The 14,657-nt window shown below is 61.1% G+C and carries 15 protein-coding genes and 1 pseudogene; 10 read left to right on the forward strand and 6 right to left on the reverse strand.

The window, feature by feature from the left end:
* Window positions 1-123 precede the first annotated feature (123 nt).
* From AS026_RS21955 to rcdA, 3 genes are all read left to right on the forward strand, one after another.
* Window positions 124-1,404 carry an MFS transporter gene (locus AS026_RS21955; RefSeq protein ID WP_062371787.1) on the forward strand — a complete coding sequence of 427 codons (1,281 nt, stop codon included), beginning with the start codon at window positions 124-126 and terminating at the stop codon, window positions 1,402-1,404.
* A 22-nt stretch (window positions 1,405-1,426) separates the two neighbouring features.
* Window positions 1,427-1,618, forward strand: coding sequence for a DUF1192 domain-containing protein (locus tag AS026_RS21960; RefSeq protein WP_062371789.1), 192 nt, complete (start codon window positions 1,427-1,429; stop codon window positions 1,616-1,618).
* Window positions 1,619-1,995: 377 nt separating this feature from the next.
* Window positions 1,996-2,511 carry a protease adaptor protein RcdA gene (gene rcdA, locus AS026_RS21965; protein ID WP_018858873.1) on the forward strand — a complete coding sequence of 172 codons (516 nt, stop codon included), beginning with the start codon at window positions 1,996-1,998 and terminating at the stop codon, window positions 2,509-2,511.
* A gap of 350 nt (window positions 2,512-2,861) precedes the next feature.
* Here the strand turns inward: rcdA and AS026_RS21970 are convergent.
* Window positions 2,862-3,285, reverse strand: a pseudogene (locus AS026_RS21970) (RidA family protein).
* Window positions 3,286-3,357: 72 nt separating this feature from the next.
* Window positions 3,358-3,792, reverse strand: coding sequence for a cupin domain-containing protein (locus tag AS026_RS21975; protein WP_062371792.1), 435 nt, complete (start codon window positions 3,790-3,792; stop codon window positions 3,358-3,360).
* Between the two features lie 119 nt (window positions 3,793-3,911).
* Here AS026_RS21975 and AS026_RS21980 point away from each other — a divergent pair, with 119 nt between their 5' ends.
* Both AS026_RS21980 and AS026_RS41740 read left to right on the forward strand, forming a co-directional pair.
* Window positions 3,912-5,486: a winged helix-turn-helix domain-containing tetratricopeptide repeat protein gene (locus AS026_RS21980; RefSeq protein WP_062371795.1), complete on the forward strand. Its 1,575-nt coding sequence runs from the start codon at window positions 3,912-3,914 to the stop codon at window positions 5,484-5,486.
* Window positions 5,487-5,579: 93 nt separating this feature from the next.
* Window positions 5,580-5,792, forward strand: a complete 213-nt coding sequence (locus tag AS026_RS41740; RefSeq protein WP_131815336.1) for a hypothetical protein — start codon at window positions 5,580-5,582, stop codon at window positions 5,790-5,792.
* On the opposite strand, the gene rpmE is transcribed toward AS026_RS41740, so the two are convergent.
* Entirely contained in the window at window positions 5,789-6,010 is a 222-nt protein-coding gene (rpmE, locus tag AS026_RS21985) for a 50S ribosomal protein L31 (RefSeq protein ID WP_007527409.1), read from the reverse strand. The two genes, AS026_RS41740 and rpmE, sit on opposite strands and share 4 nt — an antisense overlap.
* Window positions 6,011-6,203: 193 nt before the next feature.
* Between rpmE and AS026_RS21990 the strand changes: the two genes are divergently transcribed.
* The 3 genes from AS026_RS21990 to AS026_RS22000 all read left to right on the forward strand — a co-directional run bounded on the left by AS026_RS21990 (window position 6,204) and on the right by AS026_RS22000 (window position 8,938).
* Window positions 6,204-8,006 carry an ABC transporter transmembrane domain-containing protein gene (locus AS026_RS21990; protein ID WP_062371840.1) on the forward strand — a complete coding sequence of 601 codons (1,803 nt, stop codon included), beginning with the start codon at window positions 6,204-6,206 and terminating at the stop codon, window positions 8,004-8,006.
* A gap of 149 nt (window positions 8,007-8,155) precedes the next feature.
* Complete coding sequence (locus AS026_RS21995) at window positions 8,156-8,599, forward strand: hypothetical protein (protein WP_062371797.1); 444 nt, start codon at window positions 8,156-8,158, stop codon at window positions 8,597-8,599.
* Window positions 8,600-8,749: 150 nt separating this feature from the next.
* Window positions 8,750-8,938 carry a YegP family protein gene (locus AS026_RS22000; RefSeq protein WP_018858881.1) on the forward strand — a complete coding sequence of 63 codons (189 nt, stop codon included), beginning with the start codon at window positions 8,750-8,752 and terminating at the stop codon, window positions 8,936-8,938.
* A gap of 30 nt (window positions 8,939-8,968) precedes the next feature.
* On the opposite strand, the gene AS026_RS22005 is transcribed toward AS026_RS22000, so the two are convergent.
* On the reverse strand, window positions 8,969-10,609 hold the full coding sequence (locus tag AS026_RS22005) for an FAD-binding dehydrogenase (RefSeq protein WP_062371800.1): 1,641 nt from the start codon (window positions 10,607-10,609) through the stop codon (window positions 8,969-8,971).
* A gap of 221 nt (window positions 10,610-10,830) precedes the next feature.
* Between AS026_RS22005 and AS026_RS22010 the strand changes: the two genes are divergently transcribed.
* Window positions 10,831-11,169, forward strand: a complete 339-nt coding sequence (locus AS026_RS22010; protein ID WP_062371802.1) for a YciI family protein — start codon at window positions 10,831-10,833, stop codon at window positions 11,167-11,169.
* 7 nt (window positions 11,170-11,176) lie between these two features.
* A complete protein-coding gene (locus AS026_RS22015) occupies window positions 11,177-12,427 on the forward strand; it encodes an RNA polymerase sigma factor (RefSeq protein ID WP_062371804.1) in 1,251 nt (416 codons plus the stop codon).
* Window positions 12,428-12,429: 2 nt separating this feature from the next.
* Here AS026_RS22015 and AS026_RS22020 read toward each other — a convergent pair whose 3' ends face one another.
* Together AS026_RS22020 and AS026_RS22025 are read right to left on the reverse strand one after the other, a co-directional pair.
* Entirely contained in the window at window positions 12,430-13,461 is a 1,032-nt protein-coding gene (locus tag AS026_RS22020; protein ID WP_062371807.1) for a peptidoglycan -binding protein, read from the reverse strand.
* Window positions 13,462-13,464: 3 nt separating this feature from the next.
* Complete coding sequence (locus AS026_RS22025; RefSeq protein ID WP_018858886.1) at window positions 13,465-14,565, reverse strand: hypothetical protein; 1,101 nt, start codon at window positions 14,563-14,565, stop codon at window positions 13,465-13,467.
* Between the last annotated feature and the right edge of the window lie 92 nt (window positions 14,566-14,657).

Genomic DNA, 14,657 nt, shown 5'->3' on the forward strand with positions numbered 1-14,657 from the left:
TCACGTCACGACTGCATTTATTCATGCCGTAAAGGCATTTGGGGGCACAATCAATCATCTCGAGGCTGGGCGACACTCCGTGTTGCCATCTGTCTTTGCAATCAACGCATAGAGTCTGGCTATATGAAAAGAAATCTGCTGTCCGTCGCCTCGCTTCTCTTCGGGACGCTGTTTCTCTTCATGGGCAATGGGTTGCAGGGCATCCTGCTTCCGGTTCGCGGCAACCTCGAAGGCTACGCGACAACCACGCTCGGCCTGCTCGGCACGTCCTGGGCTGCCGGCTTCGTCATCGGTTGCCTCGTCGCGCCGAAATTGGTGCGCCGCGTTGGCCATGTCCGTGCCTTCTCCGGCTTCATTGCGATTATCGCGATCATCGCGCTGGTCAGCGGCATTATCATCCACCCGGTCTGGTGGGTGCTGCTGCGCGCCGTCACCGGTTTTGCGACGGCCGGCACCTCGATGATCATCGAGAGCTGGCTGAACGAGCGCGCCACAAACGAGAGCCGCGGCGCAATCTTCTCGCTGTATATCGCCATCACGCTCTTCGGCGTCGTGGCGGGTCAGATGATGATCCCGCTCGAGGATGTTCGCACGCCTGTCCTGTTCATGGTCTGCGGCATCTTCTACTGCATCGCGATGCTGCCGACGACGCTCTCGACCGCAGCCTCGCCGCAGCCGCTGAAGGCCGTGAAGCTGGATCTTCCGGCCCTTTACCGCAACTCCCCGGTCTCCTGCCTTGGCATTCTCCTCGTCGGCATCGCCAACGGCGCATACGGAACGCTGGGCGCTGTCTTCGGCGCAGGCTCCGGCCTGTCCGACACCAGCATCGCCATCATGATGAGCTCCACCATCTTCGCGGGCGCCGTGATGCAGCTGCCGGCAGGGCGGCTTTCCGACCGCATCGACCGGCGCTATGTGCTGGCAGCCATGTCGGCCATCGCAGCCTTCGCCGGCCTGTTGATCGCCATCCTGCAACCATCGTCGCCGGCCTTCATTATCAGCCTCGTCGTCCTTTACGGCGCCGTTGCCAACACCCTCTATCCGATCGCGGTTGCGCACGCCAACGACTTTGCCTCGGCAGAGGATTTCGTAAAGGTTTCGGGCGGCTTGTTGCTCCTCTACGGCATCGGCACCATCATCGGCCCGACCATCGGTGGCCCCGTCATGTCGATGATCAATCCGCACGCCCTTTTCCTGGTGACGGCAATCGCCCATGTGTTGATCACCGCCTATGCCATCATCCGCAGCCGCATGCGCGCCGCCGTTCCCGCCGGCGATCGCGACGCCTTTACCACCATTCCGACGGCTACATCGCAGACGCTTACGCCCGAAAGCATGTCGCTTGCCGACCGCGGAACCGGCAAGACTCCCGAAACCGGCGATCCTGCCCTAAAATATAGCTGAGGCTTACAAGGGAGGATAGCATATGAGCTTCATCGACGATGACCGGCCGCAGAAGAAGGTTGCCCACGAGATCGGGGCCGACCTCTCCACCCTATCGGTCGACGAGTTGAGAGCGCGCGTGGAGCTGCTCAGGGCGGAAATCGTAAGACTCGAGGCGGAAGCTGCCAGCAAGACATCGACAAGATCAGCGGCGGAGAGCCTCTTCCGCTCGTAATTCGTCGGCTGACTATTGCAGAAAGCTAACGACCGAAGAGTGTTAATCCGAGACAGGTTTAAGCGGCCATTAAGCTTTATAAGGTATTACTGTACTCATCCAGTTCTTCTCTGGATCTCAGACAGTTTTCCATGCGGTGAATTGGTCTGATTTTTCTCCCTGTTTTACCTTGAGAGCCGCTTTTGCGGCTCTTCTTTTTTTATTGCGCTGGGGACCATTTCCATGAAACTGTGGAAGTTAACCCTTTCTTAAGAAACGCCTTGCGCAATTCGGCTAAAGCTACCATCTTAAAGGCATAAAGACTGGCCGAGGAAACTTTTTCCCTTCGACTGGCGTTACCTGACCATAAGTAGATGCGTGCAACAGGGACTGTTTAAATGTCAGAGCTTGGATTGAACACGATCAGTTTTGCAGGTCGCGCTGCCGCATCCTCGCAGTTCAAGACACTATATTCGGAAGGCATGTCGCTGGTTGAAGAAACCGCCGCATATCTCGATGGCCAGGGCCGCGCTGCCTCCAAGGTTCTGCCGCGCATGGCATCCGTCCTCTATGCCGCTGAATCGATGCGCCTGACCACCCGCCTGATGCAGATGGCCTCCTGGCTACTGCTGCAGCGCGCCGTCAACAATGGCGAGATGTCGCGCGATCAGGTTCTGGCCGAGAAGAACAAGGTTCGCCTCGACGGCTTCAACGTCGACCGCAATGCGCCGGGCTGGGGCGATCTGCCGGAATCCTTCCGCGACCTGATCGAACGCTCGTTGCGCCTGCAGAACCGTGTCGCCCTGCTCGATCGCGAAATCTACCGTCCGGCGGAAGCCCCGATCGTTCCCGACAACCAGAACAGCGTACAGGCTCAGCTGAGCCTGCTGCAGACGGCCTTCGGCAACAACTGAACCGCCGCAACCTGAATTCACGAAGCCGGCTGCGTCCCGCGCAGCCGGTTTTTCTTTACGCGCACAACAACCACGCGACTCAACGTAGTGGCGAGGCAGCAAATGCGTTGACGCAAGGAGGGACACCTCCTGCCTCCTTCCGGCCCTTGCGGACCCGCGGGTTCCTGCATGGGAGGCTTTCGTATGCCTGACGGCACCCGAAACCCTAAACCATATCGGTCGTGGAGGACAGCTTTGCCCCGTCCGAAAAGCAGCAGACGTGGGCGGCGACGACACCTGGAGGTCGCGGTTGCGCCATGAACGTCATTCGCGCCGCACCCAGCAAAGGTCGTGCACCGACCCCTAAGGGGTCACCCGTCAATTTCCACTTCCGCTTCACAGTTTACAGGCGCATTCAAAGGGATGGCCATGCCGATGGACGAGCGGGCGTGGGCGCCAACGTCAGGGCCGTACAGCTCCAGAAATCGGAATAACCGTTTGTGACCAGCGGGGTCTCATTGAAACCCGGAGCAACATTCACCATGGCGAAGACGCGCAGCCACGCCGTAACCCGATCGAGGTTTCCGACTGCCCGCTTGAGGCTCGCGAGATGAGCCAGGGCAACGAGCCGCGCTGACGCGTAACCCTGCTCAGGGGAAACCTCGGTCCCGACCTTGCCGAGGGGTTTCGCCAATGCCCATTCCGGTTGCACTCGACGTGACCCGATATGTCGGCGCGGTTGCCGCGCACCCGGACCCAGGCGAAAGGCATACGCAGCCCCTCGCGAACTTTCAGAGGCTAGGGCAGTTCCAGACCCATAGCGGCCAGACGTTGTTCGATGATCGCGATAGCGCACCTCTGAGCCTATTAGGGTACGATGTCGTCAAGTTCCGGCATCAGCACGACGCTCTCGTTCGCTGCGGGGTCATTGCGGGCAGCGAGGAACTCGGCGTTTTCCGTGCTGCGGTTCACGGCAAGATGCGGAACGCCGGCCGGAATGAACAGGTAGTCGCCGGGGAGGACCTTTTCGCATCGTTCAAGCTCGGCCCCCGACCAAATCTCGATCTCTTTGCCCGCGGTCATAAGCAGGGCCGTCTCGTGTCCCTGATGGCGATGGGCGCTGGTTCGTCTTCCTGCGGGTAGCGAGATCATCCCGAGCCACAGCATGCTGGATCCGACGCTCTCCGCCGAGACTCCCGAGCGATAGACAGATCCCTGCTCGGCGACATAGCTGTCACTGCCGCGTACGATTTTCGCGGTTGATGCATGAGCATTCTTCGCTTGCATTGTTTGGTTCTCCATCGTTCCCACCCACTTCAACTGCCGCATGGAGCTGAATCTGCGCGCGGAGCCGGCGCAAGTCCTGAACGAAGGCCGAAAAATTCCGAAAACTGCGAAATCGGGCGTATCATTCCTAAATCATGAACAAGCAGCACCTTTTATTCGGCCCCTTCGAGTTCATTACCGAGAACGGATGCCTTCTCCGTGATAACAGGCCTGTCGCCATCGGCGCCCGCGGCGCTTCGCTGCTTGCCGTTCTGCTCGCGGCAGATGGGCGCATCGTCGCCAAGTCGGCGCTGATGGATGCTGTTTGGCCGGGCCTCGCCGTCGAGGAGAGTAATCTTTCCGTTCAGATTGCTGCCCTTCGCAAGCTGCTCGGCCCGGCATCAGACGGCGGCGACTGGATCGTTACGGTCCCACGGGTGGGATACAGATTTTCCGGTCCGGTGGAGGGCCGGACCGACGGACCCGGTAGCGCAGGGCATGCGGAGGCGAGATCCAGCCCCGCGATCGCAGTACTGCCTTTCGAGGATCTTGGCGGAGATGCCGAGAGACAATATCTGGCCGACGGTATCGCCGACGACCTGATCATGGCGCTCGCCCGCTTCCGATGGTTCCGCGTCGCGTCGCGTGGGGCGAGTTTCGCAAGGAGAAATGGCCCGAGGGATCCGAAGTCTATCGCGCACGAACTTGGCGTTGATTTTCTGGTGGATGGAGCCATCCGGCATACCTGCGATCGGATGCGGATATCGGTTTACCTTGCCGACGCAATGAAGGACGTCACTGTCTGGTCCGAACATTACGATCTTCAGGTGGCCGAGGTATTTGCAGTGCAGGACGCCATCGCCGAGCGGATTGCAGCGGCGGTCGAGCCGGAGCTGCTGTTGCGGCATGGACTTCAGGTTGCTCCGCACACCGGCAACGTGACCGCATGGGACCTTGTACGGCAAGGTACATTCAATTTTCACAAGGTAACGCAGCCAACCCATCTTCTCGCAAGGCGACTCTTCCGGGAGGCCGCGGAGCTCGATCCCATGCTTCCAGAGGCGCAGATCTGGCGGGCACGGGTCAACGCAGGCCTCATCGCCTATGGCTGGACAGAAAATCCCGCCGCGGACGGGAAGGAAGGACTCGATGCGGCCTTGCGGGCGATATATCTCGACGCCCGAAATCCGTATGCGCACTATGCGCTGGCGATTGTGTCGGCCTACACAGGCAGGGCTGACCAGGCGATACTCGCAGCCGAGCGGTCCATCGAACTCGGTCCTAGCTTCGCCTTGGGGTATCTCGTCCTCGGCATGGCCCGCCTTTTCGTGGGCGATGCGGCCGGCGCGCGAAAGCCACTGGCTCGGGGCCTCGAACTCAACCCCCATGATCCGCAGAATGCGGCCTGGTTCAGTTTCTTGATGCTTGCGCTGTTCTTTTCGGGCGACGTCGAGGGCGCACTTGATACGGGACGAATGGCGCTAAAGGCGCGGCCTGACTGGCCGGCGCTGCTCCGCATTCAGGCGTGCTGCCACACGGCGTTGGGACATAGTCAGGAGGCTCGCCGTTTCTCCGCCGCTGTAGGCGATCTCCCGGAGCCTGCCGGCGATGCGCTTGGTCCGTTCAGAGATAGCAACAAGGAATGGGCGACCCGTCTCGAGGGCCTGCTGCAAGAGGCAGAACATCAAACGACCGGTTCCGGTCGTAACGCCATCTTTCCTGAAGACTAGACAAATGACCGCTTTCCACCCTCTCGCGACGTTCCTGCCGAGCGGCGGCAATAACGAAGCAGGTCAGCTCGAGACCTCAATCCGGATTGTTGAATGTCTGCTATCGCTTTTCCCATGCCAGAAACGGCCAGTCCGCGTTCGGCCACAAGTCGGTCGCCCGTCGCGAGCGTGTCCAAGTCCACTCACGGCGCAAAGCTGCCGTGGTGGATGCTGGAAATCGGCTTGGTGCTGTTTCCTGAGCAATTCCACAAAAAAAGCCCCGCCGAAGCGGGGCTCTTTCAAACTCTGCCAAGCGACAGCGATTAGAGGCCGAGGCCGCCGAAACGCTTGTTGAACTTGGAAACGCGACCGCCGCGGTCCATGAGCTGCTGGTTGCCACCAGTCCATGCCGGATGCGACTTGGAGTCGATTTCGAGGTTCATGACTGCGCCTTCAGAACCCCAGGTCGAGCGGGTTTCGTATTCGGTGCCGTCGGTCATGACTACCTTGATCGTGTGGTAGTCGGGATGGATATCTGCCTTCATAACAATCTTCCTGCCATGCAACGTCCAATTTGACGCATATTCGTTGCGACAAGAGGACCGATTGAATAAATGAAGCCGCAGACGCAAAAGGCTACGGCTTCCCATTAGGATGGGCTGCCTATACATGAAGGCCGGCAGGATAACAAGAGCCATCAGCCGCGGATGAGCGGTGTCGAAGGCGATCGGAGACGAATTGGCATACGCAGGGCAACCCGGGGAAAAGAAGTCTCGTTCGCTGAAGCCGCTAGGCAGGTTGACACCCTATGTGATGCACTATCGCGGCATGGTCACAGGGGCGCTTGCCGCCCTGGCACTTGCCGCTGTCACTTCGCTTGCTCTGCCGCTCGCCGTCCGCCGCATGATCGACCATGGCTTCACACAGGCCGACGGCAGTTTCATCAACAGTTATTTCCTGATGCTGATGATTATGGCGATCGTGCTCGCCATCGCGAGCGCCCTTCGCTACTACTTCGTCATCACCCTTGGTGAGCGTGTGGTATCCGATTTGCGCCGCGATGTTTTCAATCACGTCACGCGCCTGTCGCCCTCGTTCTTCGACGTCAACCAGTCCGGCGAGATCGTCTCGCGCCTGACGGCGGACACGACGCAGATCAAGTCGGCTGTCGGCGCGACGGCCTCCGTCGCCCTGCGCAACCTCATTCTCTGTCTCGGCGCGATGGGCATGATGATCGTGACGTCGCCAAAGCTGTCCAGCCTGGTGATCGGTGCGATCCCGTTGATCGTCTTTCCGTTGGTCGGCTTCGGTCGCTCCGTCCGGAAGCGCTCGCGCTCGGCTCAGGATACGCTGGCCGACGCCTCTGCTTTCGCCAACGAAACGATTGCGGCCAGCCGCACCGTCCAGGCCTTCGGGGGCGAGGATGCCGCCGCCTCGCGTTACGGGATGGCCGTCGAAACCGCCTATGACGCTGCCCGGGCCGCAATTCGCTCGCGCGCCCTGCTGACCGGCATCGCCATTACCCTCATCTTCGGCAGCGTCGTCGCCGTTCTCTGGGTCGGCGCCCATAACGTCCTCGCCGGCACGTTGTCGCCAGGCACTCTTGGCCAGTTTCTTCTCTACTCCGTCATCGCCGCAGGCTCGCTCGGCGCACTCTCCGAGGTATGGGGCGAACTCTCGCAGGCCGCGGGAGCGGCCGATCGGCTGACGGAATTGCTCGACGAGGTTTCCCCGATTTCCGCACCGCCTGCGCCCGTTGCCTTGCCCGCTCCGGCGCAAGGCCGTGTCCAGTTTACCGACGTGCATTTCGCCTATCCCTCACGGCCGGAGCGATCCGCGCTGCATGGCTTGAATTTCGGCGTCGCTCCCGGCGAAACCGTCGCGATCGTTGGCCCCTCCGGCGCCGGAAAAAGCACCGTCTTCTCGCTGCTGCTGCGCTTCTATGACCCGCAGAAGGGCGCCGTGATGATCGACGGAGTAGATGCACGCAGCAGCGACCCCGACGAACTGCGCAAGCGCCTAGCGATCGTGCCCCAGGACGTCACGATCTTTGCGGCTTCCATTCACGACAACATCGCCTTCGGCCGTCCCGAGGCAAGCCGCGAAGAGGTGCGGGCCGCCGCGATCGCTGCACAGGCCGACGAATTCATCGCTCGTTTGGAGAAGGGATACGACACCGAGGTGGGCGAGCGCGGCATCACGCTTTCCGGCGGTCAACGCCAGCGCATCGCCATCGCCCGCGCCATCCTCAAGGACGCACCGGTCCTGCTTCTCGACGAAGCGACGTCGGCCCTGGACGCCGAAAGCGAAACGCTTGTGCAGAAGGCCCTCGACGGGTTGATGACCGGCCGCACCACGCTCGTCATCGCCCATCGCCTCGCGACCGTGCTGAAGGCCGACCGTATCCTCGTCATGGATCAGGGACGCCTTGTCGAAGAGGGAACACATCAGAGCCTCATCAGAGAGGGCGGCATATACGCCAAGCTTGCGAGGCTGCAGTTCGAAACCGGCGCCGGGGACTTTCTCGCCGCTGCAAGATGATTGCCTGACCACACGCTCTTCCTCGACCCCCGGCCTCCGCCGGTTGCAACGGCGTGTAATCTTTGCGTGTATATTGACATAATGCACGCAAAGATTACACCCGGTTTATGGGTGAACGCCATGTCGTCGCGTTCTGAGGGGAGGCTCAGTTGAACTCGATAAGCTTTGCAGAGATGCTAGTCGTACTCGTCGCCGTAGCCGTCGTCATGTCGATGCTGCTGTGCTATCGCTCGCTGCGGGAGGCCCGGGATTGGTCGCTCACCGATGCCTCGTCGGAGGGAGTCGCCTTGACGAAGACTGATACGGCCGGAAACGCCATTGATGCCGCGGGCAATGCGCTCGCAGCAGGGCAAGTCCCTCTCACCGTCACGATGATGAAGGCGAGCTCGAGCCGCTTTATCGCGCTTGTCGGAACCGTCGCGATCCTGATGATCTATGTCGGCTTTGGCCTTGCCTGCCTCCATCGCTTCGCCAGCGGCAACGAGATCCCCGATATGACGAAGGGCGCCAACTTCTTCTATTCCGGCCTGGTGCTCTTCGCGCCCTACCTGATCAACAAGTTTTCGTCGGTCTTCTCGATCTTCAAACCGTAAGACCTATACATCAGGGGCGTATGTCGTCCCTGACGGCCCGTCAGTCGCGTCGGTTGCAAAGCGCGCAAATATCCCGATGGAATAGTTGCGTTTTTTGTTCTAGGCTGCACCTGCAGATAGGACAACATCCTGATTCCGGGAGAAAAATCGATGTATAAGTTCGAAGTTTACAAGGACAAGGCTGGCGAGTTCCGTTTCCGTTTCAAAGCTCCGAATGGCGAAGCCATGTTCGGCTCCGAAGGCTATAAAGCCAAGGCATCGGCGCTCAGCGCCATCGAATCCATCAAGAAGAATTCTCCCGGCGCAGAAGTCGTCGACACGACGAAGGCTGAGGCCTGATCACATAAGGCGGCGCCACAAACGCCGCCTTTAAACTGCCCGCCCGGCTACCCTGGCGGAAAAGATGCAGCCGCCGAGGAAGGTTCCCTCGAGCGCATTGTATCCGTGCATACCTCCACCACCAAAACCCGCCACTTCACCCGCCGCATAAAGCCCCGGAACCGGATCGCCACCATGGCCGATCACGCGCGTGGATAGATCCGTCTCCAGACCACCGAGCGACTTGCGTGTCAGGATGTGCAGCCGCACGGCAATGAGCGGCCCGGCCCTGGGGTCAAGCAGTGCATGCGGCCTGGCCGTCCGCATCAAGCGATCCCCGAGATAGCGTCGCGCCCCGCGAATGGCGACCACCTGTGCGTCCTTGGCAAAGGGATTGGCGAACTCCCTGTCGCGCGCCTCGATCTGCGTTCTGAGGCGGCTCGCATCCACACGTTTTTCACCCGTCAACCCGTTCATGCCGTCGACAAGCGATTCCAGCGTGTCGCGAACGACGAAATCCTCGCCTTTGTCCATGAACGCACGAACCGGCCCCGGCGGCTCCTTGCCCAACCGCTTGAGAAGCAGGCGGATATCCTTGCCCGTGATATCGGGATTCTGCTCGGAACCGGAAAGGGCAAACTCCTTCTTAATGATTGCCTTGGTCAGGATGAACCAGCTGTGGTCCTGCCCGGTTGCGCAGATCGCCTTCAGAGACCCCAGCGTATCGAAGCCGGGCATCGCTGGCGGAGTAAAGCGGTTACCCCAGGCGTCGCACCAGAAGGAGGAGGGACCCGGCAGGATGCGTATGCCGTGATTGCGCCAGATCGGGTCCCAATTCCTCACGCCCTCCGTGTAGTGCCACATCCGATCCGAATTGATCTCCCGCCCGCCAGCACGCTCGGCGATCTCGATCATTCGACCGTCTACATGGGCGGGCACGCCGGCGACCATTTTGGCCGGGGGCCGCCCCAACCTATCGACCGGCCATCTCCGGCGCACCGCGTCGTGATTACCCCCGATACCCCCTGATGTGACGATCGTCGCGCCGGCCCGAACCTCGAAGAGCGCCGAAAAGATACGGTTTGTCTCCCGCCCTCGCACGGAAGCATCGGGCTGAAGGACCGAGCCGCGGGCGCCGCAGACGACGCCGTCCTGAACGAGAAGATCATCCACCTGATGCCGGAACAGAAGCGTAACAAGGCCCTTCGCTTCCGCTTCGCGCACGCGGCGAACAAAGGGGGCAAGCACAGCCGGCCCGGTTCCCCAGGTCACATGAAAGCGCGGCACGGAGTTTCCGTGGCCATGCGCCAAGCCGCCTCCCCGCTCGGCCCAACCGACCACCGGGAACCAGCGCATTCCCTGCTGATAAAGCCATGAACGCTTTTCGCCTGCGGCGAACTCCAGATAGGCCTCTGCCCAGCGACGCGGCCAATAGTCTTCCGGCCTGTCGAATGACGCGGACCCCATCCAGTCCTGTCGCGCCAGGCCGAGGTTGTCGCGAATGCCCAGCAGCCGCTGTTCAGGGCTGTCGACGAAGAACAGCCCGCCCAGAGACCAGAATGCCTGCCCACCGACGCTCTGTTCGCCCTCCTGCTCGACGATGCAGACCTTCCGTCCGCGCTCCGCTGCCTCCGCCGCCGCCACAAGCCCGGCAAGTCCTGCGCCGATGACCAGCACATCACATTCAATCAAAGCATTCTCCCCCAAACGCCACGAGCCTACGCGGAGCCCCGCCCGGCGACAACGCCACTTTTCCGCCGTGAGATTTTTTTGGCCGGATGTCGAAATGAGCCAACGCCGAGTCTCATTCTCTCGGAACGGTCTACCGCCGATCCCCCAAGCGTTGCAGCTTTCTGCTTTTGGTTCTTAGATGCCTGCACGCCGGTCAACACAACCATTCTGGAGGAATACACATGCAATACGCGCTCATCGTTCGCGAATCGTCGCGGGATTTTGCCCGCCGCGCCGATCCCACCTACCGCGACGGCTGGATCGCCTACACGCAGGCTCTGATCCAAGCCGGCATCATGACCGGCGGCGCCGGCCTGACCGCACCCGAAACCGGCACGGTGGTGCGGCGCAAGGGCGAGGACCACGACGTGCAGGATGGTCCATACCCTCAGGGCAAGGAGCAGTTGGGAGGCTTCTATCTGATCGACGTACCGGACTTCGATACGGCGCTCGAATGGGCGACCCGGGTTCCGGTCTCCGCAGAAGGTTCGGTCGAAGTGCGCCCTCGCCTTCAGATGTGAGGCGGACATGACGGTCGAAGCCGAACGCGTCGCCGAAAGGATGGCGCGTCAATCCTATGGCAAGCTGGTCGCCTTCCTGGCGGCCCGCTCCCGCGATCTGCCGGCCGCCGAGGATGCGTTGTCACAAGCGCTCGTCGATGCTCTGCGGGTCTGGCCGGAACGCGGCATCCCCGACAGGCCGGAGGCGTGGGTGCTGGTCACTGCGCGGCGCAACCTCATGCAAGCTGCACGCCATCGATCCGTTCGCGAGAATGCGCGACCAACGATCGTCCTGGCCTTCGAGGAGGCCGAGGCGAGGATGAACGAGGCGGCCACAGACGCGTTCCCCGACGAACGCCTGAAGCTGCTTTTCGCCTGCACTCATCCGCAAATCGACAAAGGCATTCACACGCCGCTGATGCTGCAAGTCGTGTTGGGCATCGACGCAAAAGCAATCGCGCAGGCCTTCGTGGTTTCGCCTGCCGCCATGGGCCAGCGGTTGGTCCGGGCCAAGGCGAACATTCGCGATACCGGCATCGGGTTTGCCATACCCGATCGACACTCTCTGCCCGAGCGTCTTTCCGCCGTTCTTTCCGCAATCTACGCGGCCTACGGGCTTGGTTGGGACGATCTCGATGGCGCCGATGGCGGTCGCAGTGGCCTTTCCAGCGAAGCCATCTGGCTCTGCCGGGCGCTGCTTTCAATGCTTCCCGAAGAGCCAGAGGTGATCGGTTTGCTTGCCCTGATGCTCTATTGCGAGGGTCGACGTGCCGCGCGGCACAATGCCGAGGGCGAGTACATCGCGCTCGACAAGCAGTCGACGGATCGCTGGAATGCGATCATGCTCGCCGAAGCCGACACGCTGCTCCGCAAGGCCGGCGCCGCCAACCGCTTCGGTCCGTTCCAGTGCATGGCCGCCATTCAATCCGTTCATGCCGCCCGCCGGCTGACAGGCCTGACAGACTGGGACGCTCTCGTGATCTTGTATGATGCGCTGCTGATGATGCAGCCGACGATCGGCGCCCGCGTCAGCCGTGCCGCCGTCCTCGGTCGCACGAAGGGACCCAAAGCTGGGCTGGCGTCTCTCGACGCCATGGACGCAAAGGAAATCAGAGCCTACCAGCCCTATTGGGCCGTTCGCGCGCACTTGCTGACGGAAGTTGGAGACTATCCGGCGGCAGAGGCCGCCTACCTTTCGGCAATCGGCCTCAGCGACAGCCCGGCGGTGCGCTGTTTCCTGATGGATCGCCTCACCGGCGTTCGGTCGGGCGTCGCGTAACCCTACTTCTCAGTCAGCTTGAGCTCGATACGACGGTTGGTTGCGCGCGCCTCGGGCGTGTCGCCTGGTGCGATCGGCTGGAACTCGCCGAAGCCGGCGGCGACGAGACGGTCGGCCGGCGCGCCGTGGGAAATCAGGAACTTGACGACCGAGATCGCACGTGCGGATGACAGCTGCCAGTTATCGACATATCGTCCGGTGCCCGCGAGCGGCACATTGTCCGTATGCCCATCGACACGCAGTACCCAGTTGATCTCAGGCGGAATTTCCTTGGCAACGTCGAGGAGCGCCGTCGCAAGCTTTGCCATCTCGACCTGCCCGTCCGGATTGAGATCCGCACTGCCCGAGGGAAACAGCACTTCCGACTGGAAGACGAAGCGGTCGCCGACAATCCTGATATTCTCGCGGTCGGACAGGATCTCGCGCAGGCGCCCGAAGAAGTCTGACCGGTAGCGGTTGAGCTCCTGCACGCGTTGCGCAAGAGCGACGTTCAGGCGCCGTCCGAGATCGGCGATCTTCGCCTGCGAACTCTGATCCTTCTGCTCGGAAGCCTGCAGAGCAGCTTCGACGGCGGCGATCTGGCTGCGCAAGGCGGCGATCTGCTGGTTGAGAAGCTCGACCTGGCTCATCGCCCGGTCACTCATCTGCTTCTGTTCGTCGAGTTCCTTCGTTAGGTTGCCGACACGTGCTTCCGCAGCGCTTTGTCCGCCCGACCCAGCATCAAGGAGCGCCTTCAGGCGGGATCTTTCGCTCTCGGCGGACGCTAGGGAGGCCTGCAGATTGGCGACGCTATCCTCGAGGTCCTGCTTGCTTCCCTTCTCCAGGGCGAGAAGCTGCGTCAATTCGTTGATCTGGCTGTTCAGCCGATTCAACACCTCGTCCCGGCCCGTAATCTCACGACTCAGGATATATTGTCCGACCACGAAGACGGTCAGCACGAACATGATGGAGATCAGCAGTGTCGATAGTGCATCAACGAAACCTGGCCAGTAGTCCACCGCGCGTTGGGGGCGACGATTGCGGGCAAGAGCCATGGCTTACTTGCCCTCGGTCTTTTCGGGTTGCTGCATGCGTTGAGAGCGTTCGCCTGAGCCGTGCTTTTCCTGCGAGCCGATCCTCTCAGCCAGGCGATCGAGCGTGCGCCGCATCGCCTTCGTCTCGTCCTGCTGTGCCTCGATCCAGTCGCGAAGCATCTGCTGTTCATTGCGCATGTTCTTGACTAGGCCCTGAATGCCTTCGGCAAGGTTTGCCATTGCCGCAACCGACCTCTGGGTGCCGCCGCTGCCTTCCTCTGAGATCCGGCGCATATATTCGGAGAGCGCCCGAACGTCGTCCGGTGAGACCGCCGAGTTGGGATTGATGGTCGGGATCGCCACATCGGAGCCGACGTCGGTCACTGACGAAAGCCAGTTCTCCAGCTCCATGTAGAAGCGGTTCTGAGCACGGCCTGCCTGCAGATCAAGGAAACCCAAGATGAGCGAGCCGGACAAGCCAAGCAGCGACGACGAGAATGCCTGGCCCATGCCCGAAAGCGGCATCGAAAGCCCCTCCTTCAGCGCTCCGAGAACATCGGTCGAACCGTTCGAACCCGCGTCGAGCGTCTGAATAACCGAGCTGATCGAACCGATCGTGCCGATAAGACCCCAGAACGTACCAAGCAGGCCGAGAAAGACGAGGAGGCCGATCAGGTAGCGCGACACGTCGCGCGATTCATCGAGGCGGTTGGCAATGGAATCGAGAATGGAGCGAAACGCCGCCGTCGAGATTCCCGCCGAAGCGCTGCGGCTGCCGATCAGAGTCCGCATCGGAGCAAGCAGCTTCGGATTGCGGCCGACCTTGTCGGCGCTGCCTGCAGCACGGAACGAATTGAACCACCGTACTTCCGGGCGCAACGACAGCACATGGCTGAAGACGAGGATGATACCGACCGCCAATACGCCGAGGATCAAACCGTTAAGGCCCGGATTGTGCATGAAAGCGGTCTGCGTCTGCCGGAAAAGAATGGCTGCGATGAACCCGACGATGATCAGAAACAGCACCATCGTCCAAAGAAACGGCATCGGACTGGATAGTTTATAGCTGTAATTACCCGTGGTTTTTTCGGTCGAGCCGAACTCAGCCACATTCACATTTTCCATAGGTTCCGCAGCCTCCGGATTCATTTCAGCCGGAGACTAGAGCAACATTGTGCCGAATTGAAGTATCCGCGGAACGAAAACCGTGCCTTTAC

Origin of the sequence: Rhizobium altiplani, from assembly GCF_001542405.1 — a bacterium.
Classification (GTDB): domain Bacteria; phylum Pseudomonadota; class Alphaproteobacteria; order Rhizobiales; family Rhizobiaceae; genus Rhizobium; species Rhizobium altiplani.